General features: G+C 62.4%; 18 protein-coding genes and 3 pseudogenes. 5 read left to right on the top strand and 16 right to left on the bottom strand.

Annotated features, from left to right (window positions below; genetic code table 11):
- Window positions 1-159: 159 nt before the first annotated feature.
- Genes ACMCNM_RS01985 through ACMCNM_RS01970 form a run of 4 tightly spaced genes read right to left on the bottom strand, consistent with a single transcriptional unit; the run spans window position 160 to window position 6,043 of the window.
- Window positions 160-3,177 carry a sarcosine oxidase subunit alpha gene (locus ACMCNM_RS01985; RefSeq protein ID WP_186681246.1) on the bottom strand — a complete coding sequence of 1,006 codons (3,018 nt, stop codon included), beginning with the start codon at window positions 3,175-3,177 and terminating at the stop codon, window positions 160-162.
- On the bottom strand, window positions 3,174-3,509 hold the full coding sequence (locus tag ACMCNM_RS01980; protein ID WP_027594307.1) for a sarcosine oxidase subunit delta: 336 nt from the start codon (window positions 3,507-3,509) through the stop codon (window positions 3,174-3,176). Before ACMCNM_RS01980 ends, ACMCNM_RS01985 begins: the two co-directional genes overlap by 4 nt.
- 14 nt (window positions 3,510-3,523) lie before the next feature.
- Complete coding sequence (locus tag ACMCNM_RS01975) at window positions 3,524-4,774, bottom strand: sarcosine oxidase subunit beta family protein (protein WP_008089646.1); 1,251 nt, start codon at window positions 4,772-4,774, stop codon at window positions 3,524-3,526.
- Between the two features lie 15 nt (window positions 4,775-4,789).
- Window positions 4,790-6,043, bottom strand: coding sequence for a serine hydroxymethyltransferase (locus ACMCNM_RS01970; protein WP_056805708.1), 1,254 nt, complete (start codon window positions 6,041-6,043; stop codon window positions 4,790-4,792).
- 331 nt (window positions 6,044-6,374) lie between these two features.
- On the opposite strand from ACMCNM_RS01970, the gene ACMCNM_RS01965 reads away from it, so the two are divergent.
- Complete coding sequence (locus ACMCNM_RS01965; protein WP_412763851.1) at window positions 6,375-7,415, top strand: low specificity L-threonine aldolase; 1,041 nt, start codon at window positions 6,375-6,377, stop codon at window positions 7,413-7,415.
- Between the two features lie 116 nt (window positions 7,416-7,531).
- Here ACMCNM_RS01965 and ACMCNM_RS01960 read toward each other — a convergent pair whose 3' ends face one another.
- The 4 genes and pseudogenes from ACMCNM_RS01960 to ACMCNM_RS01945 all read right to left on the bottom strand — a co-directional run bounded on the left by ACMCNM_RS01960 (window position 7,532) and on the right by ACMCNM_RS01945 (window position 10,190).
- On the bottom strand, window positions 7,532-8,260 hold the full coding sequence (locus tag ACMCNM_RS01960) for a methyl-accepting chemotaxis protein (protein ID WP_371097754.1): 729 nt from the start codon (window positions 8,258-8,260) through the stop codon (window positions 7,532-7,534).
- Window positions 8,261-8,395: 135 nt separating this feature from the next.
- Window positions 8,396-9,424: pseudogene (locus ACMCNM_RS01955) on the bottom strand (cache domain-containing protein); the annotation flags it as partial.
- Window positions 9,425-9,660: 236 nt separating this feature from the next.
- Entirely contained in the window at window positions 9,661-9,963 is a 303-nt protein-coding gene (locus tag ACMCNM_RS01950) for a cell division protein ZapA (protein ID WP_027594303.1), read from the bottom strand.
- Window positions 9,960-10,190, bottom strand: coding sequence for a hypothetical protein (locus ACMCNM_RS01945; RefSeq protein WP_027594302.1), 231 nt, complete (start codon window positions 10,188-10,190; stop codon window positions 9,960-9,962). The genes ACMCNM_RS01950 and ACMCNM_RS01945 overlap by 4 nt, the downstream gene beginning before the upstream one ends.
- Before the next feature lie 278 nt (window positions 10,191-10,468).
- On the opposite strand from ACMCNM_RS01945, the pseudogene ACMCNM_RS01940 reads away from it, so the two are divergent.
- The 3 genes and pseudogenes from ACMCNM_RS01940 to ACMCNM_RS01930 form a co-directional block, all read left to right on the top strand.
- Window positions 10,469-11,239, top strand: a pseudogene (locus tag ACMCNM_RS01940) (MCP four helix bundle domain-containing protein); the annotation flags it as partial.
- Complete coding sequence (locus ACMCNM_RS01935) at window positions 11,222-12,094, top strand: methyl-accepting chemotaxis protein (protein ID WP_371097753.1); 873 nt, start codon at window positions 11,222-11,224, stop codon at window positions 12,092-12,094. The pseudogene ACMCNM_RS01940 and the gene ACMCNM_RS01935, both read left to right, overlap by 18 nt.
- Before the next feature lie 200 nt (window positions 12,095-12,294).
- Entirely contained in the window at window positions 12,295-12,750 is a 456-nt protein-coding gene (locus ACMCNM_RS01930) for an REP-associated tyrosine transposase (RefSeq protein ID WP_412763850.1), read from the top strand.
- A gap of 121 nt (window positions 12,751-12,871) precedes the next feature.
- On the opposite strand, the gene gbcB is transcribed toward ACMCNM_RS01930, so the two are convergent.
- A complete protein-coding gene (gbcB, locus tag ACMCNM_RS01925; RefSeq protein WP_186682897.1) occupies window positions 12,872-13,972 on the bottom strand; it encodes a glycine-betaine demethylase subunit GbcB in 1,101 nt (366 codons plus the stop codon).
- A 295-nt stretch (window positions 13,973-14,267) separates the two neighbouring features.
- On the opposite strand from gbcB, the gene gbcA reads away from it, so the two are divergent.
- The gene (gbcA, locus tag ACMCNM_RS01920; RefSeq protein WP_186682899.1) at window positions 14,268-15,560 is read left to right on the top strand and encodes a glycine-betaine demethylase subunit GbcA; all 1,293 of its coding nucleotides are present in this window, start codon (window positions 14,268-14,270) and stop codon (window positions 15,558-15,560) included.
- 54 nt (window positions 15,561-15,614) lie between these two features.
- On the opposite strand, the gene ACMCNM_RS01915 is transcribed toward gbcA, so the two are convergent.
- The 7 genes and pseudogenes from ACMCNM_RS01915 to ACMCNM_RS01885 all read right to left on the bottom strand — a co-directional run bounded on the left by ACMCNM_RS01915 (window position 15,615) and on the right by ACMCNM_RS01885 (window position 23,839).
- Window positions 15,615-16,103, bottom strand: a complete 489-nt coding sequence (locus ACMCNM_RS01915; RefSeq protein ID WP_412763849.1) for a hypothetical protein — start codon at window positions 16,101-16,103, stop codon at window positions 15,615-15,617.
- Between the two features lie 90 nt (window positions 16,104-16,193).
- Window positions 16,194-16,427: pseudogene (locus ACMCNM_RS01910) on the bottom strand (RHS repeat-associated core domain-containing protein); the annotation flags it as partial.
- Window positions 16,428-17,206: 779 nt separating this feature from the next.
- Window positions 17,207-17,977: an electron transfer flavoprotein subunit beta gene (locus tag ACMCNM_RS01905; RefSeq protein WP_412763848.1), complete on the bottom strand. Its 771-nt coding sequence runs from the start codon at window positions 17,975-17,977 to the stop codon at window positions 17,207-17,209.
- 10 nt (window positions 17,978-17,987) lie between these two features.
- Window positions 17,988-19,220, bottom strand: a complete 1,233-nt coding sequence (locus ACMCNM_RS01900; RefSeq protein WP_186682909.1) for an electron transfer flavoprotein subunit alpha/FixB family protein — start codon at window positions 19,218-19,220, stop codon at window positions 17,988-17,990.
- Entirely contained in the window at window positions 19,220-21,172 is a 1,953-nt protein-coding gene (gene dgcB, locus ACMCNM_RS01895; protein ID WP_099428112.1) for a dimethylglycine demethylation protein DgcB, read from the bottom strand. The genes ACMCNM_RS01900 and dgcB overlap by 1 nt, the downstream gene beginning before the upstream one ends.
- 60 nt (window positions 21,173-21,232) lie before the next feature.
- Window positions 21,233-23,293 carry a dimethylglycine demethylation protein DgcA gene (gene dgcA, locus ACMCNM_RS01890; RefSeq protein ID WP_186682911.1) on the bottom strand — a complete coding sequence of 687 codons (2,061 nt, stop codon included), beginning with the start codon at window positions 23,291-23,293 and terminating at the stop codon, window positions 21,233-21,235.
- Between the two features lie 15 nt (window positions 23,294-23,308).
- Window positions 23,309-23,839 (bottom strand): DUF5943 domain-containing protein, encoded by a 531-nt coding sequence (locus ACMCNM_RS01885; protein ID WP_027594293.1) that lies wholly within the window; start codon window positions 23,837-23,839, stop codon window positions 23,309-23,311.
- Window positions 23,840-23,851 lie beyond the last annotated feature (12 nt).

Raw genomic sequence — 23,851 nt, 5'->3', positions numbered from 1 at the left:
TTGTCCGTAAGACCGAAGGTCAGACGCAATGCCCGAATGCGAGTGGTGGTCTGTGGGAGCGGGCTTGTCCCGCGAAGTGGGCGGCATGGCCACCATTGCATTCGCGGGGCAAGCCCGCTCCCACAGGGCTTGCATTTCAAGCGGAGCTATCCATGGGCCTTAAACGTTCTGCCGCTCACCCTTCGGATCGAAGAACACCGAAGACACGATTTCCGCCTCGATCACGCTGCCGTCAGCCTGCGGCGAGTACACCCGCTCGCCCATGCGCTTGAGGCCGCCTTTGACCACACCCATGGCGAACGAATACCCCAGGGAGTTGGCCGCGTAGCTGGAGGTGACGTGGCCAACCATGTCCATCGGGATCGGTTGCTTGGGGTCGAACACCAGTTGCGCGCCTTCTGGCAGCCACTGGGTCGGGTCCACCGGCTTGAGGCCGACCAGCTGCTTGCGGTTGTCGCGCAGGCAGTCTTCGCGGTTCATGCCACGCAGGCCGATCCACGAGAATGGCTTGTTGCGGCCGACGCACCAGCTCATGTTCAGGTCGTCTGGGTTCATCGAGCCGTCAGTGTCCTGGCCGACGATGATGAAGCCCTTCTCGGCACGCAGCACGTGCATGGTCTCGGTGCCATACGGGGTCAGGTTGTATTGCTTGCCCGCCTCGATGATCTTTTCCAGCACGCCCATGGCGTAGTTGGCCTGCACGTTCACTTCGTACGACAGCTCACCGGTGAACGAGATGCGGAACACACGGGCCGGTACGCCGGCGACGGTGCCTTCCTTCCAGGTCATGAACGGGAAGGCGTCCTTGTCCAGGTCGATGTCGTCGGTCAGCGCGCTCAGCAGCTTGCGGCTGTTGGGGCCGGACAGGGTCATGGTCGCCCAGTGGTCGGTGACCGAGGTGAAGTACACCTTCATCTCTGGCCATTCGGTCTGGTGGTACAGCTCCAGCCACTGCAGCACGCGTGCGGCGCCGCCGGTGGTGGTGGTCATGTAGAAGTGGTTGTCGCCAACGCAGGCGGTCACGCCGTCGTCGAAGACCATGCCGTCTTCCTTGCACATCAGGCCGTAGCGGGCCTTGCCCACGTCGAGCTTGGTCCAGGCGTTGCTGTAGATGCGGTTGAGGAACTCACGCGCGTCCGGGCCCTGGATGTCGATCTTGCCCAGGGTCGAGGCGTCGAGCAGGCCGACGCTGTCACGCACGGCCTTGCACTCGCGGGCCACGGCGGCGTGGATGTCTTCACCGGCTTTGGGGAAGTACCACGGGCGTTTCCACTGGCCAACGTCTTCGAACTCGGCGCCGTTCTTCACGTGCCAGCCATGCAGGGCGGTGAAGCGTACAGGTTCGAACAGGTGGCCACAGTGACGGCCCGCTACCGCACCGAAGGTGACCGGCGTGTAGTTGGGGCGGAACATGGTGGTGCCCATTTCCGGGATGGTGATGCCGATCGAACGGGCGGCGATGGCCAGGCCGTTGATGTTGCCCAGTTTGCCCTGGTCGGTACCGAAGCCCAGCGCGGTGTAGCGCTTGACGTGTTCGACCGACTCGAAGCCTTCACGGGTGGCCAGCTCGATACCGGCAGCGGTCACGTCGTTCTGTTGGTCGACGAACTGCTTAGGCCCTTTGCTGCCCTTGTCGTGCGGCACCTGGAACAGGGCCACGGTGGCCTCTTCCTTGCGTGCCACGGTTTTCGGCAAGGTGCCGGTGGTGGCCTTGAAGCCGGCTTCGGTGGCTGCGCGAGCGCCGCCTTCAAAGCCGTCGGCAATCACATCGCCCAGGGCGTAGACACCATGGATGCCGCCGACGCAAACGCGTTTTTGCGGTGCATCGCCCGGCACGAAGCCGAGGATGTCATCGCGCCAGACCGGGCGACCGCCCAAGTGGGACGCCAGGTGGACGATCGGGCTGTAACCGCCGGAGCTGGCGATCAGGTCGCACTCGAGGGTTTCGCCTGGGCTGGTGACTTTGTGGGCCTGCACGTCGATGGCGGCCACGCGGGCGCCGGTCACGTGCTTGCTGCCTTTGGCCTCGACCACGGCGCTGGAAGTGAGGATGCGGATGCCTTTTGCACGCGCTTCTTCAACCAGCGAGCCGCGTGGGTTGTGGCGGGCGTCGGCGATGGCGACCACTTGCAGGCCAGCGTCGTGCCAGTCCAGCGCGGCGCGGTAGGCGTGGTCGTTGTTGGTCGACAGCACCAGCTTGCGGCCCGGGGCCACACCGTAGCGGCGTACGTAGGTGGACACAGCGCCGGCCAGCATGTTGCCCGGCACGTCGTTGTTGCCGTACACCAGCGGGCGCTCGTGGGCGCCAGCGGCCAGTACCACACGGCCGGCACGCACACGGTGCACGCGGTGACGCACCTGGCCGATCGGGGCGCGGTCGCCGAGGTGGTCGGTGAGGCGCTCGTGGATGGTCAGGAAGTTGTGGTCGTGGTAGCCGTTGACCGTGGCACGTGGCAGCAGGGTCACTTCCGGCAGGCTTTCCAGCTCTTTGACCACCGCATTGACCCAATCAGCGGCAGGCTTGCCGTCGAGGGTTTCGCGGGTGTCGAGCAGGCTGCCACCGAACTCTTCCTGTTCATCGGCGAGGATCACGCGGGCGCCACTGCGGGCAGCAGCCAAGGCGGCGGCCAGGCCAGCAGGGCCGGCACCGACGATCAGCACGTCGCAGTGCTGGTTCATGTAGTCGTAGCTGTCCGGGTCGTTCTGCAGCGGTGCACGGCCAAGGCCGGCCGCTTTACGGATGTACTTCTCGTACGTCATCCAGAACGATTTCGGGTACATGAAGGTTTTGTAGTAGAAGCCCGGCGGCATCATGCTGCCGCCCACCTTGCCAAGGATGCCCATGACGTCGTTGTTGACGTTAGGCCAGCCGTTGGTGCTGGTGGCGACCAGGCCGGCGTACAGCGCCTGCTGGGTGGCACGCACGTTAGGGATCTGAGTGGCTTCGCTGGAGCCGATCTGCAGGATAGCGTTCGGCTCTTCGGTACCGGCGGCGATGATGCCGCGCGGGCGCGAGTACTTGAAGCTACGGCCGACGATGTCGACGCCGTTGGCCAGCAGCGCAGCGGCCAGGCTGTCACCGGCATAACCCTGGTAGGTCTTGCCGTTGAAGGTGAAGTTCAGGACCTTGCTGCGATCGATACGGCCGCCGCTGGCGAGGCGATAGGTCTGGCTCATACTTTTTCCCCTTGGCCTTTGACGGTCGACGGTGCGCTGTTTTGCTTGCCGTTGGCGGTCACCTGCGGCTTCTCGCCAATCTTGTAGGTTTCCAGAATCTCGTAGGTCACGGTGTCGCGGGTGACGTTGAAGTACTGACGGCAGCCGGCAACGTGGTCCCACAGTTCGTGGTGAATACCGCGCGGGTTGTCACGGAAGAACATGTAGGTGCCCCACTCCTCGTCGGAGCAGGCAGCAGGGTCCAGCGGGCGGGCGATGTGCGCCTGGCCAGAGGCGTGGAACTCTTCTTCGGAGCGCAGCTCGCCGCAGTGGGGACAGAAAATATGCAACATGACGGTGTCTCCGGTTAGTGGGCGACGGCGGCGGCGCCGTGTTCGTCGATCAGTGCGCCGTTGTAGAAACGGTCCATGGAGAACGGCGCGGCCAGTGGGTGCATCTCGCCTTTGGCCAGGCTGGCAGCGAAGACGTTGCCCGAACCCGGGGTTGCCTTGAAGCCACCGGTACCCCAACCGCAGTTGAAGAACATGTTCTTGACCGGGGTTTTGGAGATGATCGGGCAGGCGTCCGGCGAGGTGTCGACGATGCCGCCCCATTGGCGGTTCATGCGCACGCGCGAGAGGTTGGGGAACATCTCGACGATCGCTTGCAGGGTGTGCTCGATCACCGGGTACGAACCGCGCTGGCCGTAGCCGACCCAACCGTCGATACCGGCGCCGATCACCAGGTCGCCCTTGTCGGACTGGCTGATGTAGCCGTGCACGGCGTTGGACATGATCACGCTGTCGATGATTGGCTTGATCGGTTCGGACACCAGGGCTTGCAGCGGGTGCGATTCCAGCGGCAGGCGGAAGCCGGCCAGTTTGGCCATGTGCCCGGAGTTACCCGCGGTGACCACGCCGACGCGCTTGGCGCCGATGAAGCCTTTGTTGGTTTCGACACCGATGACCGCGCCGTTTTCCTTGCGGAAACCGATCACTTCGGTCTGCTGGATCAGGTCGACGCCCAGGGCGTCGGCGGCACGGGCGTAACCCCAGGCCACGGCGTCGTGACGGGCAACACCACCACGGCGCTGAACGGTCGCGCCGAGGATCGGGTAACGGGTGTTCTTCGAGCAGTCCAGGTACGGGATTTCGGCCGCGACCTGGGCGGTGTTCAGCAGTTCGCCATCGACGCCGTTGAGGCGGTTGGCGCTGACGCGGCGCTCGGAGTCACGAATGTCCTGCAAGGTGTGGCACAGGTTGTAGACACCGCGCTGGGAGAACATCACGTTGTAGTTGATGTCCTGGGACAGGCCCTCCCACAGCTTCATGGCGTGCTCGTACAATTGCGCCGATTCGTCCCACAGGTAGTTGGAACGCACGATGGTGGTGTTACGGGCGGTGTTGCCGCCGCCCAGGTAACCCTTCTCGATCACTGCGACGTTGGTGATGCCGTGTTCCTTGGCCAGGTAGTAGGCCGTGGCCAGGCCATGGCCGCCACCGCCAACGATGACCACGTCGTAGACCTTTTTAGGGGTCGGCGTGCGCCACATGCGCTGCCAGTTTTCGTGGTGGCTGAGGGAGTGTTTGAAGAGGCCGAAGCCCGAGTAGCGTTGCATGGTCGTTTACTCCACTCAGCGGTAAACAGGGAAGTCTGCGCACAGCGCCGCGACGTTCTTCGCCACATCGGCTTCGACGTCAGCGTCACCGAGGTTGTCGAGGATGTCGCAGATCCAGCCGGCCAGGGCCACACACTGAGCGACCTTGAAGCCGCGGGTGGTGACGGCCGGGGTGCCGATGCGCAGACCTGAGGTGACGAACGGCGACTGCGGGTCGTTCGGTACGGCGTTCTTGTTGACGGTGATGTGCGCGCGGCCCAGGGCGGCGTCGGCATCTTTACCGGTGAGGCCCTGGCGGATCAGGCTGACCAGGAACAGGTGGTTGTCAGTGCCGCCGGAAACCACGTCGTAGCCGCGGTCGATGAACACCTGGGCCATGGCCTGGGCGTTTTCGATCACTTGTTGCTGGTAGGCCTTGAAGCCTGGCTCCAGCGCCTCCTTGAAGCACACGGCCTTGGCGGCGATGACGTGCATCAGCGGGCCGCCCTGGGCGCCGGGGAACACGGCAGCGTTGAGCTTCTTCTCGATCTCTTCGTTGGACTTGGCCAGGATCAGGCCGCCACGTGGGCCGCGCAGGGTCTTGTGGGTGGTGGTGGTGACCACGTCAGCGAACGGGATCGGGTTGGGGTACAGGCCAGCGGCAACCAGGCCGGCAACGTGGGCCATGTCGACGAACAACAGCGCACCGACCTTGTCGGCGATGGCGCGGAAGCGTGGGAAGTCCAGGGTCTTGGAGTAGGCCGAGAAGCCGGCGACGATCATTTTCGGCTTGTGCTCGACCGCCAGGCGCTCGACTTCGTCGTAGTCGATCAGGCCGGTCTTGGTGTCGATGCCGTATTGAACCGCGTTGTACAGCTTGCCCGAGGACGACACTTTAGCGCCGTGGGTCAGGTGGCCGCCGTGGGCCAGGCTCATGCCCAGGATGGTGTCACCGGCCTGCAGCAGGGCCAGGTACACCGCGCCGTTGGCGGAAGAGCCGGAGTGCGGCTGGACGTTGGCGTAGTCAGCACCGAACAGCTGCTTGGCGCGCTCGATGGCCAGTGCCTCGACCTTGTCCACGTGCTCGCAGCCACCGTAGTAGCGCTTGCCTGGGTAGCCTTCGGCGTATTTGTTGGTCAGGCCGCTGCCTTGGGCCTGCATGACGCGCTTGCTGGTGTAGTTCTCCGAGGCGATCAGCTCGATGTGATCTTCCTGGCGCTGTTCTTCGGCATTCATCGCCGCCAGCAGTGCGTCGTCGTAACCCTGGATCTGGTCTTGCTTGCTGAACATCTTGTTGTCTCCCGGCAGCGATCGTTTCTTGTCTGTAGAGCACTGTGGCCCTTTGTGGCGATGGTATGACTGGCCGGGGTGGGTCAGATGCCTGCGCACGCCTTGCAATGGCGCGTTTACGACATTCGCTTTTGTGTTGTGCATGCCGGCCTCTTCGCGGGGCAAGCCCGCTCCCACAATGGCCCAGCGTACGCGGCCATTGTGGGAGCGGGCTTGCCCCGCGAAGAGGCCCGTTCAGACAACCCTGAAATCAGCTTATGGCTGGGTTGTATAGGCAACTGCTGAATCGATGGTTTAGAGTGCTGTTCTGCGTCGTTCACAGGACCGTGTCATGACAGATAAGAGCCAACAATTCGCCAGCGACAACTATTCCGGCATCTGCCCCGAAGCCTGGGCCGCCATGGCCAAGGCCAACATAGGCCACGAACGCGCCTATGGCGATGACCAGTGGACCGAGCGCGCCGCCGAGTACTTCCGCAACTTGTTCGAAACCGACTGCGAAGTGTTTTTCGCCTTCAACGGCACTGCAGCCAACTCCCTGGCCCTGGCCTCGCTGTGCCAGAGCTACCACAGCGTTATCTGCTCCGAGACCGCCCACGTCGAAACCGACGAATGCGGCGCGCCGGAGTTTTTCTCCAACGGTTCCAAGCTGCTCACCGCGCCCAGCGTCAACGGCAAGCTGACGCCTGAGTCGATCCGAGAAGTGGCGTTGAAGCGCCAGGACATCCACTACCCCAAGCCACGTGTGGTAACACTCACCCAGGCCACCGAAGTGGGCACCGTGTACCGCCCCGACGAGCTCAAGGCGATCAGCGCCACCTGCAAGGAACTGGGCCTTAACCTGCACATGGACGGCGCACGCTTCACCAATGCCTGCGCGTTCCTCGGTTGCAGCCCGGCAGAGCTGACCTGGAAGGCCGGCGTCGATGTGCTGTGTTTTGGCGGCACCAAGAACGGCATGGCGGTGGGCGAGGCGATCCTGTTCTTCAATCGCCAGCTGGCCGAAGACTTCGACTACCGCTGCAAGCAGGCCGGGCAGTTGGCGTCGAAGATGCGCTTCTTGTCTGCGCCCTGGGTCGGGCTGTTGGAAGATGGCGCCTGGCTGCGCCACGGCACGCACGCCAACCACTGCGCGCAGCTGCTGGCATCGCTGGTGAGCGACCTGCCAGGGGTGGAGCTGATGTTCCCGGTGGAGGCCAACGGGGTGTTTCTGCAAATGCCAGAGCACGCGATTGAAGCGCTGCGGGGCAAGGGCTGGCGGTTCTATACCTTTATTGGCAGTGGCGGGGCGCGGTTCATGTGCTCCTGGGATACCGAAGAAGACCGGGTGCGTGAGCTGGCGGCGGATATCCGCGCGATCATCACTGCCTGATAGATCGCATTCGCGGGGCAAGCCCGCTCCCACAGGTCCTGCACAGTTTCAGCATCTGTGAGGACCCTGTGGGAGCGGGCTTGCCCCGCGAATGCGATGCCAGCAGCTCCAACAATCTAAAGCTTGAACCCACCCATCTGCCGCGCCAAATCATCAGCCAACCCACGCAACGCCTGGCACTCCGCCCGGCACCCCTGCACCTCCGCCGCCGTCTCCCTGGCCAGGTCGGAAATCCCCTGTACCGTCCGGTTGATCTCCTCCGTCACGGCCGACTGCTCTTCAGTCGCTGTCGCCACCTGATGGTTCATGTCGCTGATGTGCTCGACCTTGTCGGTAATCGCCCCCAGCGAGGCACCGGTACGTTGGCTCGACTCAACGCCGCTGCCCGTCGCCTGCTGCCCTGCCTGCATCGACGTCACCGCCGAGCCTGCGCCCTGCTTCAAGCGCTGGATCATCTGCTGCACTTCATCGGTAGACAGCTGCGTACGCCGCGCCAGGGTACGCACCTCATCGGCGACCACGGCAAAACCACGCCCCATCTCCCCTGCCCGCGCCGCCTCGATGGCAGCGTTCAGCGCCAAGAGGTTGGTTTGTTCGGAAATACTGCGGATCACCGCCAATACTTCATCGATCGAGGCGACTTCGTCGGCCAACTGCGCGACTGCATCCGCCGCCTTGCCGATGTCGCCGGACATGCCTTCAATACCCTGGATCGAGCGCCGCACCACGTCACGCGCCTGTAAAGCTTCGTCGCGCGCCGATTGTGACGCTTCAGCGGCATTGCCAGCATTGCGGGCGATGTCCTGCACGGTCAGGCCCATCTCATGCACGGCGGTGGCGACCATTTCGGTCATTTCCTGCTGGCGACCGGAGCGCTCGGCTGTGTTGTCCACCACCTGGGTCACCTGTTCGACGGCCAGGTGCAAGCGTTCAGTCGTGCGCAGCACCTCGCCGATCAACCCCCGTTGGCTGTCGAGGAAGCGGTTGAAGCCACGGGCCAGATCACCCAGTTCGTCCTGGCGCGAATCATCCAGGCGGTGGCTAAGGTCTCCCGCGCCGCTGCCGATCTGCACCAATGCGGCCGTGACGCGGCGGATCGGCCGTACCAAGCCGCGCGCCAGCAACACCACCAGCAGCAACGACAACAGCGCCACGCCGCCACCGATCAAGGTGGTAAGCCAGACTGCCTGATGCATCTGTGCGTAGATCTCAGCCTCAGGCACTTCGGCGACCAAGGTCCAGTTCAGGTCGCGCAGAGGCAAGCCTAATGCCAGGTAGCCTTCGCCATCACGCTGGAAGCGGCTGGTACGCAGGCCCTGGTCGCCACTCATCACCGCTTTCGCGGCCTGTGCGTCAAGCTGGTCGACAAGCTGGCGCTTGCCGCTGAAGGCGCTGTCCGGGTGCACCTGGATCAGCCCATCGTTGCGTACCAAAAATACTTTGCCGTGCTCGCCAAAGCTGAAATCGTGGATCAGCTTCGACAACTCAGTCATGCGCAAGCCCATACCCGCCACGCCAACCAGCTTGCCGTCTTTTTCCACGCGATAGTCGATGAACAGCGCCAACTCGCCCGTGGCACCGTCAATGTCGATATTGATCAGGCGCTCGGCGCCGCTGTCGATGTAGCCGTAGAACCACGTGTCCTTCGGGTTGGCCCGGCTGAGTGTGCGGTCCAGCCCCTTCTCGTTGTAGTAGTGGCCGGTTTCGGTGGAGGCGAACAGCGTGGTAAAGGCTTTGTTGCGCTGCTTGGCAGCCTCAAGGTATTCGACAAAGCGTGAGGTTTGAGCGGGGTCTTCGCCCTCGGCAAGCCAATCGCGCAGCAAGGTATTGCCGGCTATGTCGGCGGCCGCCACCAGCGGCTGGCCGAGCATGCGCTCGATATCGTTGCGGATTGCCTCGACACTGGCTGGCAGCGCTGTGTCGACCAGGTAGCGTTCGGTCAGGCGGTTGAGCGCCACCGTGAAAATGATCACCACCACCAGGATGCTCGCCAGCAGGGCTGCGCCCATGCTTGCGATCAATTGCCACTGGATACTTTGCCGCCAGATACGCATGCCCTTGCTCCCCGCCAATTATTGTTTTGGGGGAAGTGTATACACTCACGTATCCAGTTATTCCAGTGATCTGGGACATTGTAGGAGCAGCCTTGTGCTGCGAAGAGGCCGGTGACAGCAGCGGAAATCACTGCGTTTTCACCGGCCTCTTCGCAGCACAAGGCTGCTCCTACAAGGGATCGCGGAGTGCTTTATTGTTCGGCGATAGTCCGAACGATCGCGTCCACCGTGGCGTCGATCTGCGCCTGGGTACGCGCCAGCGTCTGCTGATGCTCTTTTTGCAGCTCAACCTGCTTGGAACACAGGTTCAGGGCCGCCAGCACCAGCAGCTTGTCACCGATCAGGGTCGGGTAGGAACGCTTGGTCTCGGCCAGGGCGGTGTTCAGCATCCGCACCGCCTGCGCCAGGGTTTCTTCCTGGCCTTCGGGCGCCTTGATCGAATAGTCGCTGCCGAGGATCGACACGACATTGACCGGCTGCGCTTGCAGACTCATGCGTTGACGACACCCGCATTGGCGCGGTCAACCAGCGCCTGAATACGCGCGGCGGTGGCGCCGTTCTTCTCTTCCTGCTCCATCAGCGACAGCTGCAGGGTCTCGTTTTCTTCCTTGGCCTGGGCCAGTTGCTGACCCAGGGTAGTGTTCTGCTCGGTGAGTTGAGCGTTTTTCTGCATCAGGTCGCTGACCAGTTGCTCGATTTGATTCAGGGAGGCTTCCAGCATGGGGTCTATCTCAGGTTGTTGCAAAGGCCGCACACGATAAAGAAAAGCGTGAGTCCTCGCCATTAAATATCGGATTCTTAAGGTTTCTAACCCGCAGATTGACAGGGTAAGCGCCCGCTTGTTCCGACCTGGATCAACCGCCGGTCAGGAAAAGGTTAGCGCGCTCACAATTTTCACCGGTCTCGCTCAAGACTGACCAGTCACGACCGATAGCCAGGCAAGTCATATTTCGTCGCCCTCCCCTGCGACCTCTTCCCCTTGCCTGGATTACGCCCCTCATGTCCCTACGCAACATGAATATCGCCCCGCGCGCGCTGCTCGGCTTCGCGCTGATCGGCCTGTTGATGCTCGGCCTCGGCATCTTCTCGCTGATGCAGATGGGCAACATCCGCCAGGCCGGCGTTGCCATCGAAAGCATCAGCGTGCCCAGCATCAAGACGCTGGACGAACTTACTGCGCTGAACCTGCGCATGCGCACCCTTTCCTATCGCCTGCTGCTCAACCGCGACCCAGAGACGCAGCGCGACACCCTCAACCTGCTGGACCAACGCAACACCCAGATCGACCAAGCGCGCCGTGCCTACGAGCCCATGATCGGCGCACGCGACGAGCAAGCGGCTTACGATCAATACAGCCAACTGCTCAATCAGTACCGCCAGCTGGAGGCGCGCATGCGTAGCCTGAGCCAGGCAGGCCGCACCGACGAATTGCGCGACCTGCTCAACCGCGACATGCTGGCCAACTCCGAGCAGATCAACAAGGTCATGGACACCTTGGTGCGCATCAACACCGACCAGACCCGCGCCACCAATGAAACGGCTGCCAGCCAGTACGCCTCTGCCTTCGCCCTGGTGATTGGCCTGTTGATCGCAGCCACGGTGCTGACCCTGCTGTGCGCCTTCCTGCTGACCCGCAGTATCGTCAAACCGATTGAAGAGGCGCTCAAATGCGCCGAGCAGGTGGCCGACGGCGACCTCACCCACGTCATCCGTGCCGAAGGCACCGACGAAGCCGCGCGCCTGCTACGCGCCATGGCCCGCATGCAGGAGAAACTGCGCGACACCCTGCAATTGATTGCCGGTTCGGCGACCCAACTGGCCTCGGCGGCGGAAGAGCTCAACAGCGTCACCGACGAAAGCGCCCGTGGCTTGCAGCAGCAGAACAACGAAATCGAGCAGGCCGCCACTGCGGTCACCGAGATGACCAGCGCCGTGGAAGAAGTGGCGCGCAATGCAGTCAGCACCTCGGAGGCCTCTGGTGAAGCCAGCCGATCGGCCGGCGACGGGCGCGACCTGGTACTGGAAACCGTCGGCGCCATCGAGCGCATGAGCGGTGATGTGCAGGCCACTGCCACGCTGATCACTCACCTGGCCGAGCAGTCGCGTGACATCGGCAAAGTGCTGGATGTGATTCGCGGCCTGGCCGACCAGACCAACCTGCTGGCGCTCAATGCCGCGATCGAAGCGGCCCGTGCCGGTGAAGCAGGCCGCGGTTTTGCCGTGGTGGCGGATGAAGTGCGGGCGTTGGCCCATCGTACCCAGCAGTCGACCAGCGAAATCGAGCGGATGATTGGTAGCATCCAGGGCGGGACCGAAGAGGCGGTGGAGTCTATGCGCACCAGCACCGAACGTGCCGCGTCGACCTTGAATATCGCCCGGGGTGCGGGCATGGCGCTGGATACCATTGCGGGTGCGGTGGCGCAGATCAACGAGCGTAACTTGGTGATTGCCAGCGCGGCGGAAGAGCAGGCCCAGGTGGCCCGTGAGGTGGACCGCAACCTGGTGAATATCAATGACCTGTCGGTGCAGAGCGCGACCGGGGCGCATCAGACCAGCGCGGCGAGTGCCGAGTTGTCGCGGTTGGCGGTGGATTTGAATGGGCTGGTAGCGCGCTTCCGCACCTGATCTGCGGCCCCTTTCGCGGGGCAAGCCCGCTCCCACAGGTTCACCGCATACTTCAGGCTTGCGCAGAACCTGTGGGAGCGGGCTTGCCCCGCGAAAGGGCCGGCACTGCCCTCCCTCCAACATCCAGCAACCATTTCCAGTCTCAGGCCACTACCCGCTAACCTAGTGTTTCACCTGAATCTTAATTCAGGGAGCATCACATGGACCGTGCCCAATCCCACCTACTGCGCCGTGGCCGTTTTTCTCAGCCGGGCGGGATATACCTGCTGACCACGGTCACTCTTGAACGCAAGCGGATCTTCACTCAACTGCAGTTTGCCCGAGGCGTAATCCAGCAACTGAGACAGGCCGAGCTCGATGGGCACTGCCAATCCTTGGCCTGGGTAGTAATGCCTGACCATGTGCATTGGCTGATCGAATTGCGAAGTGGCACGTTGTGCTGCCTGATGCGCAGGTTCAAGTCGCGCAGCAGTCATGCGCTTTATCAGCGAGGTATGCGGCGCGAAAAGGTATGGCAGCCGGGCTATCAGGACCGGGCTTTGCGCCGGGAGGAGAGTGTGCTGCAAATGGCGAGGTACATCGTTGCCAACCCCATAAGAGCAGGGCTTGTAGACCGTGCTGGCGATTATCCACATTGGGATGCTGTGTGGATCTGATGGCCCCTTCGCGGGGCAAGCCCGCTCCCACAAAATCACCGTAACCCTCAAGCCTGCGGTGAACCTGTGGGAGCGGCCTTGTGCCGCGAATGGGCCGCAGAGCGGCCCCAAAATCTGCAGATCAGTAATCGATCCGCACATCCCCTTTCGGCACACTGCAGCACGACAGGATGTACCCCTCGGCCTCGTCATCCTCGGTAATGCCGCCGTTGTGTTCCATCTCCACCTCGCCACCCAGCTTGAGCACCTTGCATGTCCCGCAAATGCCCATGCCGCAAGCCTTGGGGATCATCAGCCCAACTTTCGCCGCCGCTGCATGCACGGTCTCACCCGGGGCGATGCGGATGCTCTTCTCGCTGCCGATGAACTCCACCAGGTTGAGGTCCGAAACATCCACTTCCGGCGCATCGGCAGCCTGCTCGGCATGCTCCACGGCATCGGCCTTGGCTTCTGCGGGCGTCGCGCCGAACGACTCTTCGTGGTAGTTCTTCATGTCGAAGCCGACGGCTTCCAGCATGCGTTTGACCGCGGTCATGTACGGCGTCGGGCCGCAGCAGAATACCGTGCGCTCCATGTAGTCGGGCGCGATCAGTTCCATCAAACGCTGGTTCAGGTAACCGCGGTAACCGGCCCAGGGCTCGCCCAGCCCGTGCTTCTCGCAAATGATGTGCAGGCTGAAGTTGGGGATGCGCGAGGCCATCTGCTCCAGCTCGCGGTGGAAGATGATGTCTTTCGGCGAACGGGCGCTGTGCACGAAGACCATGTCGACATTGGCGTTGGTGTCGTAGAACCACCGCGCCATCGACATTACCGGGGTAATACCGACACCGCCCGAGAGGTACAACACTTTGCCCGACGGGAAGTCGATGGCGTTGAACAGCCCCACCGGCCCGTGCACAGGCAGTTCGGCGCCTTCGTGCATGGTGTCGTGCAGGTAGTTGGAGACATGCCCACCCGGCACCCGCTTGACGGTGATAGAGAAGCTGTATGGCACCGACGGCGAACTGGAGATGGTGTAGGAGCGCATCACCGGCTTGCCTTCGATCTCAAGCTCCAAGGTGACGAACTGCCCTGGCTTGAAGAAGAACATGATCGGTTGGTCGGCCATGAAGCAGAAGGTGCGCACGTCCCAGGTCTCCTGGATGACCTTGACGCAGCGCACGATGTGGCGGCCGTTGGCCCAGGTCTGGGTGGTGACCGGATTGAGGAAGGTATCGGACATGTTCATCTCCAGCAGCCGACTATTGGCCTTTTTATGGCGTCGATAATGCGCAAGCTGAAGGCGACGTACATTCCTGCCTGCGACATCGGCGTACTTATCGCGACCAGCCCCATGCTACAAGGGCTGTGGCGTCGTTATTCCAATCGGCCATGTCGCCCATGGATACGGTTCACGACGCCTTCGGACGCACACTCCACGGCAAAAGAACCTGCTGTTTTTGTAACGACAGCCTTGCGGCACCACAACAATGATTAGCCACCTTTTGCCGGCCGCACACGGCCCCGAGGACCACACGATGGACGTCACCGCAACCCTGAGCCTGGGCGATCCACTGGAAGCAGCACGCAAGGCCACCGCCGAGATGCTGCAAACCCGCGAGCGCACCTATTCGCTGCCCCAGCCTTTCTACACCGACGAGCGTCTGTTCCAGATCGACATGCAGGAGATCTTCCACAAAGAGTGGCTGATCGCCGGCATGACTTGCGAGATTCCGGCCAAAGGCAACTTCATCACCCTGCAGATCGGCAAGAACCCGATCATCGTCATCCGTGGCGCAGAAGGTAAGGTACACGCCTTCCACAACGTCTGCCGCCACCGCGGCTCGCGCCTGTGCACCAGCGACAAGGGCAAGGTGGCCAAGCTGGTCTGCCATTACCACCAGTGGACCTACGAGCTGGACGGCCGCCTGCTGTTCGCCGGCACCGAAATGGGCGCCGACTTCGACATGAAGGAATACGGCCTCAAGCCTGTGAACGTGAAGGTCGCGGGGGGTTACATCTTCATCAGCCTGGCGGAAAACCCGCCAGCCATCGACGAGTTCCTGGCCACTTTGGACCATTACATGGAACCGTACGACATGGAGAACACCAAGATCGCGGTGCAGACCCAGTTGCTGGAAAAGGCCAACTGGAAGCTGGTACTGGAAAACAACCGCGAGTGCTACCACTGTAGCGGCTCGCACCCCGAGCTGCTGCAGACCCTGCTGGAATGGGACGACACCAACGACCCGCGTGCCAGCCAGGAATTCAAAGACCACGTGGCTGCCTCTGCCGCCGCCTGGGAAGCCGAGAAAATCCCGTACCTGCACAAGAGCCACGGCCTGCGTAACCGCATCGTGCGCATGCCGCTGCTCAAGGGCACTGTGTCGATGACCATGGACGGCAAGCAGGCCTGCCAGAAGCTGATGGGCCGTATCAAGAACCCGGACCTCGGCTCGATGCGCATCCTGCACCTGCCTCACTCGTGGAACCACTGCATGGGCGATCACATGATCGTCTTCACCGTGTGGCCGATCAGCGCCCAGGAGACCTTGGTCACCACCAAGTGGCTGGTGCACAAGGATGCGGTTGAAGGCGTCGACTACGACCCCGAGCGCATGCGCAAGGTGTGGGATGCCACCAACGACCAGGACCGCCGCCTGGCGGAAGAGAACCAGCGCGGGATCAACTCCACGGCTTATCAGCCAGGGCCGTACTCGAAGACTTATGAGTTTGGTGTGGTGAACTTCATCGACTGGTACAGCCAGCGGGTGCTGGAGAACCTGGGGGCTGAGCCGGCGCCGTACCTGAAGGAAGTGCAGGCGCAGTAAGCTGATACAAGCCCGGGTGGCAGCAGATGCGGCTGCCTGGGCGACCCCTCGAGATCACAAGCGGGTTTCTTGATGCGAATCAGGACTGAGCCCCCTGATCCTGATCACAACCTCCTGCACAACATTGCCCCCTGCGTGCGCCACTGCGCGTCCTACCAAATCCAAGCCACTCGCCCTCGAAGCGCCTCTCAACGCCAAGCCGGCAAAATCACTCACGTTCGCTGAGTTCTGCCACAGCTGGTTGATTCGCCCTGGCAACTCAGCATAAGCAGCAGTGCCCGGAATACCGCTGCTGAATGCAAAGCGGCTGCTGTATGAGATCACCTCAAGTTGAACCGGCGAGGCTGATATCTCCTGGAACGATGAAGCACGGGTCCCAAGCGATATCGTATAACTCCAGAAGTCACCTATCGTCGCAATTCTGTTGGTTGCCGTTTGGTTGCCAATCAAGTCACCCTGGATCACCTCCATTTGCCCGACGATGGAGTTGATTACGCCAGCAATGTTATTGGCCGTAAAAAGACCCTGGACAGCATAATTCATGATGTCGCCCTGACCGATTGCTCGCCCTTGATCAGTCGCACTTGATATTGGGTTTGAATTGTTCCTGGGCAGGAAAGCCCGCCCCGCTGCACCCGACGGATCTATCCGGTTCACTGGGTCTCCATTGCAATAGACATAGGCGTTGCTCCCTCCTGCGCCGAACGGGCTCAGACGATCCGGGCTGCAGAACCTCATCAAGGATGGGCTATAGGCTCGATAGCCGTTGCCAAGCAGGTAGCAGCCGCTTATCTGGTCGCGATGAGCATTGGCGAATGACTGCCAAGGCCCTCGGTCAGGCCTGAAGCTCCCATGAGGGGTATAACTGCGTTTTCAGGTTAGATCGGGTTGGCATTGCCTTACGCATGTCAGGCCCCTGGAGACGATTCACCCGTTACGCTAGCACCCCGATAGCACTGGAAGAACTAGCAGAATTGATAGGATGGATAGTTATCCACAACATCAGCCCACGGCTGACCAGGCCACCGTGCTGTCGCCATTGTTCAAATAATGATCAACTCTATGCAGCCCATTCAAATCAATGGATACAGCCGTTACCGAACACGTTGCCCACAGATTGGCCAACAGACTTTGTGAGCAAAAAAGGGCATGGTTCAGAAAGCTGTAGATAACTTCATGAAAAACCTGAAAATCAGGCATTTAAGCGTCAAGCACGATCGATTGGCTATTTTTTGAACAAATAGCTGAAAGCCACGTATTTCGCGGCACTCGTGACTTGCTGAACATATTATCCACAGAGCCGCCAACAGCGATTGTGGGAAACTTTAGAAGGCACGATCTGATTGGGTATGTTTTTTCTACGACTACGCTTGATCATTTCTTGATCAAACCTGCGCACTCCTTGCAGCTCGTGGCCTGCAGAGAAGCACGAACACTTTATCCACACCTTGGCGAACAGATTCCGTGGGCAAAATTCCTGCCCTGAATTGACCTTCTGGCATTCAACCACCGAACCGGCCCTGTAGGAGCAGCCTTGCGCTGCGAAGAGGCCGGTGACAGCAGCGAAGATCCACTGTGCATTCACCGTCCTCTTCGCAGCGCAAGGCTGCTCCTACAAAGAGCGCGCATGACGCACGGCAGCTAATTCAGCGCAGGACCCCTTCCTCCACCAATAGCTTGAGGATTGCTTCAGCGCCCTCTTGCGGCGATACATCCTTGAGCACCTTGCCCCCGCCGCCACTGGCCTTGGCCGTTGCCGCTTTCATCCGGTCGGCGCCGCTCTTGGCCTTGATCACCTTCAGTCGCTTGGGCCGTGGGCGGGCCGGTTGCAGCTCTGCCTCGCCCAGCAGGTCGTCTTCGACAATCGCCACGTTACGCGCTGCCAACACACCCCGCCGCGCCGGCCCGAACGCGCTCTGGCGTGGCTTGGGCGCAGCGTTATCCACAGTCGCCAACAACGGCAGGCGTACCTTCAGGCGACGCCGCTGCCCGCGTGGCAGTGCCTGCAGCACCTGGGCGGTGCCATTTTCAATCGACTCCACTTCCGCCAGGCCAACGATCAACGGCCAGCCCAGCTTCTCGGCCAGCAGGAACGGCAACATGCCCGAACCTTCGCCCGTTTCGGCCTGAGTCCCGGTCAGCACCAGCTGGGCACCAGCGTCGCGCAGGTAGTCGCCAAGCACGCCCAACACATCCGCCCCGGCTGGCTGTTCCAGTACGTCCAGGTGCTCCAGCCCCATGCCCAGATAGGCCCGCAGCGCCTCTTCCCGCGGGTCACCGGCATGCACCACCTGCAAGTTATCCCCAGCCAGTTGCAACCCCAGCTCCACGGCGCGGGCATCTTGCTCGGCGCGGCGCGCGCGGCCAGAGCTTGGGTGAGCACCGATGGAAACCAGGCTGATGACTTTCGTACTCATGCTCGTGCCCTTATGCCGCGTCGCGCTGGGCGCCGCTGCGGAAGTTGTCCACAGCCTCAATCAGCGCCTTGAGAATCGCCGAACTGTCGCCAATCACCGACAGGTCAGCCCGTTTGATCATGTCGCAGCCAGGGTCCATGTTGATCGCCACCACCTTGTCGCAGGCACCGATACCCTGCAGGTGCTGGATCGCGCCAGAGATACCCACAGCCACGTATACCCGTGCCGTCACCCAGGTACCGGTAGCACCGACCTGGCGGTTGCGCGGCATGAAGCCGTCGTCCACCGCCACCCGCGAGGCGCCTTCGGTGGCGCCGAGGGCCGCAGTTGCCTTGTGGTACAGGTCCCAGTCCTTGACGCCGTTACCGCCCGAAACGATGAACTCGGACTCGGCCATGGCAATGGTGGCCGGGTCCACGGCCACCGAGCCGAGGTCTTCGATACGCGACAGGCTGCGTGCGACGCTTGTGGACAACTCTACGGGCAGCGCTTCGTGACGGGTTTCGCTGACCGGTTCCGCACATTCTGCCGCAGCCAGGATCAACCGTGGCACGGCGCGTTGCAGGTCCTGTTGACCCGCGCCGGCGCGGCCGATGCATTGGCCGTCCTTGACCTGCCAAACCCGCGTCGCGGGCCGTTCGCCCAAGGCGGCACCGAAGCGCCGCCCCAGCTCGCCGCCACCGGTGCGGCTGTCGGGCAGCAGCCAGTGGCGCGGCGTGAACTGGTTATCCACAGCCCGCAACCCTTGCACAAGCTGCTCGGGTGCATAACCCTCGAACGCTTCGCCTTCGATAACCAGCAGGCGGTCGACGCCGGCTGTGGAAAAGTTGCTTTCCTTATGTTCGCCAAATACCACGGCCAACACAGCACCGTCGTTGCCGGCCAGGCTATGGGCCAGGCCCAGCAGGTCGCGGTCGTGGCTGCTCAGGCGGCCACCGACCATGTCCGGCACCACGGCAATGTAGAACGCCGGCGCCGGCACCTGGTGCAGCGGCAACTGGACGGCCGCCGCCGCTGTGCGTCGCCCGCCGACACCCGTGCCCTGCTGGGCACCGCTGCGGTCGATACGCTTGATGCCACTGGGGCCGATGAAACCGGCGGCGATGGCATGCGGGTTCTTGCGCATGAGGCCGTTGGGCCCCATCCAGCTGGTTTGTTGCGTCTGCATGGCCGCGTGCAGCGGGTGCAGACGGTTACGGGCGATCCACTCGGCGCGTGGGTCGCGGCGGATGATGTCGCTCATCAGTGCACCTCCGCAGGTTCACGTTTAACCGTTGGCGACTTTGGGGCCGCAGGGGTTTCCTCTTCGATCAGCACATCGGCTACCAACTCGGCGAGGTCCTTGATCTGTGGGCGCGGTTCGACAACGCCCTCAAGCATCGCGGTGCACTGTGGGCAGCCCACTGCAACCAGCTCCGCCTGGGTCTCGCGAATGTCGTCCATGCGCATGTCGGGGATACGTTGCTTGCCCGGGATGTCGGTGATCGGCGCACCGCCGCCGCCGCCACAGCAACGGGAACGGAAGCCCGAGCGTTCCATCTCGCGCACTTCGATACCCAACGCCTTGAGCACTTCACGGGGCGCTTCGTATTCACCGTTGTAACGGCCCAGGTAGCACGGGTCGTGGTAGGTGACGCTGCCGCCCTTGTGTTGGCCGAGGTTGAGCTTCTTGGCTGCGATCAGTTCGGCGATGTAGGTGCTGTGGTGCTGCACCTGGTAATCCCCACCCAGCGCGCCGTACTCGTTTTTCAGCACATGGAAACTGTGCGGGTCGCAGGTGACGATGCGCTGGAACGTATATTTGGCCAAGGTCTGGATATTGCGTTTGGCCAATTGCTGGAAGGTTGCTTCATCACCCAGGCGACGTGCCACGTCACCGCTGTCGCGTTCCTCCAGGCCGAGCACGGCAAAGTCCACACCCGAGGCCTTGAGCACTTTGACGAACGAGCGCAGGGTGCGCTGGTTGCGCATGTCGAAGGCGCCGTCGCCCACCCAGAACAGCACTTCGGTGGTTTTCACGTCCGACAGCAGTTTCAGGTTGAGGTCGGCCGCCCAGTTCATCCGCCCGCCTGGGGCGAAGCCGCCTGGGTTGTCGGTGGCGATCAGGTTTTCCAGTACTTCCGCGCCTTTGTTCGGTGTCGCACCTTTTTCAAGGGTAAGGTGGCGGCGCATGTCGACGATGGCATCGACGTGCTCGATCATCATCGGGCATTCCTCGACGCAGGCACGGCAGGTGGTGCACGACCACAGCGTTTCGGCGTCGACCAGGCCGTTGACGATCGGCTGGTGCGGGTGGCCACCATGTTCGCCGATCGGCTTGCCCGGGTACGGGCTGCCAGCAAACTTGGCGTCGGTGCCACCGGCCAGGCCGATGACCATGTCCTGAATCAGTTTTTTCGGGTTCAGCGGCTGGCCAGCGGCATAGGCCGGGCACATGGCTTCACATTTACCGCACTGCACGCAGGCATCGAACCCGAGCAGCTGGTTCCAGGTGAAGTCCACCGGTTTTTCCACGCCCAGCGGCGCATTCGGGTCTTCCAGGTCCAGCGGCTTGAGGCCGGTGGAGCGGCCGCCACCGAAACGTTCGGCACGGCGGTGCCAGGCCAGGTGCAAGGCACCGGCAAAGGCGTGTTTCATCGGGCCGCCCCAGGTCATGCCGAAGAACAGCTCTGACACGCCCCACAGCACACCCAGGCCAAGCACACCGACCATCACCCAGCCACCGGTGTTGGCGGGCAGAATGCCGGCGACCGGCAAGGTGGCGATGAAGAAGCTTGCAGCAAACACCAGCAGGCTTTTCGGCAGGCGCATCCACGGGCCCTTGGACAGGCGCGCAGGTGGGTTAAGGCGGCGTTTGAAGACAAAGATCGCACCGGTGAACATGATCACCGTGGCGACCAGCAGCGCGTAGCCAAGGATCTTGCTCTGCAGGCCGAAGCCGTGCACGAGGATCGCCAAGGCCGCCGACAGCACAAAGCCGCCCGCCGTGGCGACGTGAGTCTTGGACATGTACTTGTCGCGTTCGACCACGTGGTGCAGGTCGACCAGGTAGCGTCGCGGCATGGCCAGCAGGCCGCCGATCAAATTGACCTTGGACGCTCGGCCACGCCGCCACATACGCACCCGGCGCAGGGCGCCGAGCACCGCCAGGCCAAGGGCAGCGAACAGCAGAATGGGTAGAAGGGTGTTCAACATGGGAGGCTCCCACAGGGGGCCAGTCCCGCCCCAAAAGGGGCGGTGTTCATGCCCGCTGGATCAGAAATCCTTGCACAGGCGCAAGGCGTCGTAGATCGCCGCATGCACGTTGCGCTGGGCCACGCAGTCGCCGATGCGGTACAGCAGGTAGCCCTCGCCCGGCTGGCTGAGGATCGGCTGCGGCTTGATGGCAAACAGCGCCTCCACATCGATCTGGCCCTTGTTGCGCGAGCCATCCTTCAGCGCGTAGTACAGCTCCTCGTCAGGGCGCACGCCGTTCTCGACCACCACCTGGTCAACCACGCGTTCTTCCTTGGCACCGGTGTATTCGTTCTCCAGTACCGCCACCAGCTTGTCGCCTTCGCGGTAGACCTTTTCCAGCATCATGTCGCCGGTCATGATCACTTCTTTGGGGTACATGCTGCGGTAGTAGGTCGGGAAGGTCGTGCCGCCCATGGCCACGCCTGGCTTGATGTCGTCGGTGACGATTTCGACTTGGCTGCCCTTGTCGGCAATGTAGTCCGCCGTCGACATGCCAGTGAACTCGCAGATGGTGTCGTACACCAGCACGTTCTTGCCCGGCGCAACCTTGCCATCGAGCACATCCCAGCTGCTGACCACCAGCCCTTCGGCCGCGCCCCAGTGCTCGTTCTGCTCGACGAACGGATGGCCGCCCACCGCCAGCACGATAACGTCCGGGCGCAGGTCCTGGATCGCGTCCACGCTGGCAGCGGTGCCCAGGCGCAGGTCGACTTTCAGGCGTGCCAGTTCCAGTTGGTACCAGCGGGTGATACCGGCGATCTGGTCGCGCTGCGGTGCCTTGGCGGCGATGGTGATCTGCCCGCCGATCTGGTCTTTCTTCTCGAACAGGGTCACGTCGTGGCCGCGCTCGGCAGCCACGCGGGCGGCTTCCATGCCGGCAGGGCCGGCGCCAACCACCACTACCTTACGCTTGACGCCGGTGGTCTTCTCGATGATGTGCGGCACGCCCATGTATTCACGGGAGGTCGCGGCGTTCTGGATGCACAGTACATCCAGGCCTTGGTACTGGCGGTCGATGCAGTAGTTGGCACCGACGCACTGTTTGATCTGGTCGATCTGGCCCATCTTGATCTTGGCGATCAGGTGCGGGTCAGCCATGTGCGCGCGGGTCATGCCGACCATGTCGACATAGCCGCCTTCGAGGATGCGCGTAGCCTGGTTGGGGTCTTTGATGTTCTGCGCGTGCAGCACCGGGACCTTGACCACTTCCTTGATGCCGGCCGCCAGGTGCAGGAACGGCTCCGGCGGGTAGCTCATGTTCGGGATAACGTTGGCCAGGGTGTTGTGGGTGTCGCAACCCGACCCCACCACGCCGATGAAGTCGAGCATGCCGGTCGCGTCGTAATAGGCGGCGATCTGCTTCATGTCCTCGTGGCTCAGGCCATCGGGGTGGAATTCGTCGCCGCAGATACGCATGCCCACGCAGAAGTCGTCGCCGACCTCGGCGCGCACCGCCTTGAGCACTTCCATGCCGAACTTCATGCGGCCTTCGAACGTACCGCCCCATTCGTCGGTACGCTTGTTGACCCGCGGGCTCCAGAACTGGTCGATCATGTGCTGGTGCACGGCCGACAGTTCGACGCCGTCCAAGCCGCCTTCTTTGGCACGCCGCGCAGCCTGCGCGTAGTTGCCGATCACCCGCCAGATCTCTTCCACCTCGATGGTCTTGCAGGTGGCACGGTGCACGGGTTCACGGATACCCGACGGCGACATCAGGGTAGGCCAGTTGAAGCCGTCCCAACGCGAGCGACGGCCCATGTGGGTAATCTGGATCATGATCTTGGCGCCATGCTTGTGCATGGCGTCGGCCAGGTTCTGGAAGTGCGGAATGATGCGGTCGGTCGACAGGTTGACCGACGCCCACCACTCTTGCGGGCTGTCGATGGCGACCACGGACGAGCCGCCGCAGATCGCCAGGCCGATGCCGCCCTTGGCCTTCTCTTCGTAGTACTTCACATAGCGGTCGGTCGTCATGCCGCCGTCAGTGGCGTAGACCTCGGCGTGCGCGGTGCTGAGCACGCGGTTGCGGATGGTCAGTTTGCCGATCTGGATCGGCTGGAACATTGCTTCGAATGCCATGACGCTATCTCCGGCTTACAACGGCTTTGTAACGAACAGGCCATCTTCGTGGCCTTCTTCCGACCCGCCATAGACCTGCTCGGCCACGGTGCGGATCTTGCTGCCACGGGCAGCGAGAATCTGGTCCATTGCGCCGGCGAACCAGCCGGTGAACATGTAGTCGACCTTGCGGCCAACCTTGCCGTACACGTAGACGAAGGCGGAGTGCTTGAGCTTGACGCTGCAGGTGCCTTTGTCCAGGTCGATGTCCTGGATCTCGAACAAGCCCCAGCCACGCTGGGACAGGCGCTTCATGTAATGCTCGAACACCGCCACGCCTTCCAGGCCATGGCACTCGGCTTCTTTTTCACACCAGTGCCAGGCCGACTTGTAGCCCGCCTTGTAGAGGATCTCGGCATAGGCGTCGGCGCCCAGCACTTCCTCGATACCGATGTGGTTGTTAACGAAGAAATGGCGTGGCACGTACAGCATCGGCAAGGCGTCGCTGGTCCAGACACCGGTCTCGCTGTCGACTTCGATTGGCAATTGCGGGGCGATCTTGGCCATGGAAACTCAACT

The organism is Pseudomonas sp. NGC7 (assembly GCF_047159675.1).
GTDB classification, from domain to species: domain Bacteria; phylum Pseudomonadota; class Gammaproteobacteria; order Pseudomonadales; family Pseudomonadaceae; genus Aquipseudomonas; species Aquipseudomonas kermanshahensis.
This window is presented reverse-complemented; position numbering and strand designations above follow the sequence as displayed.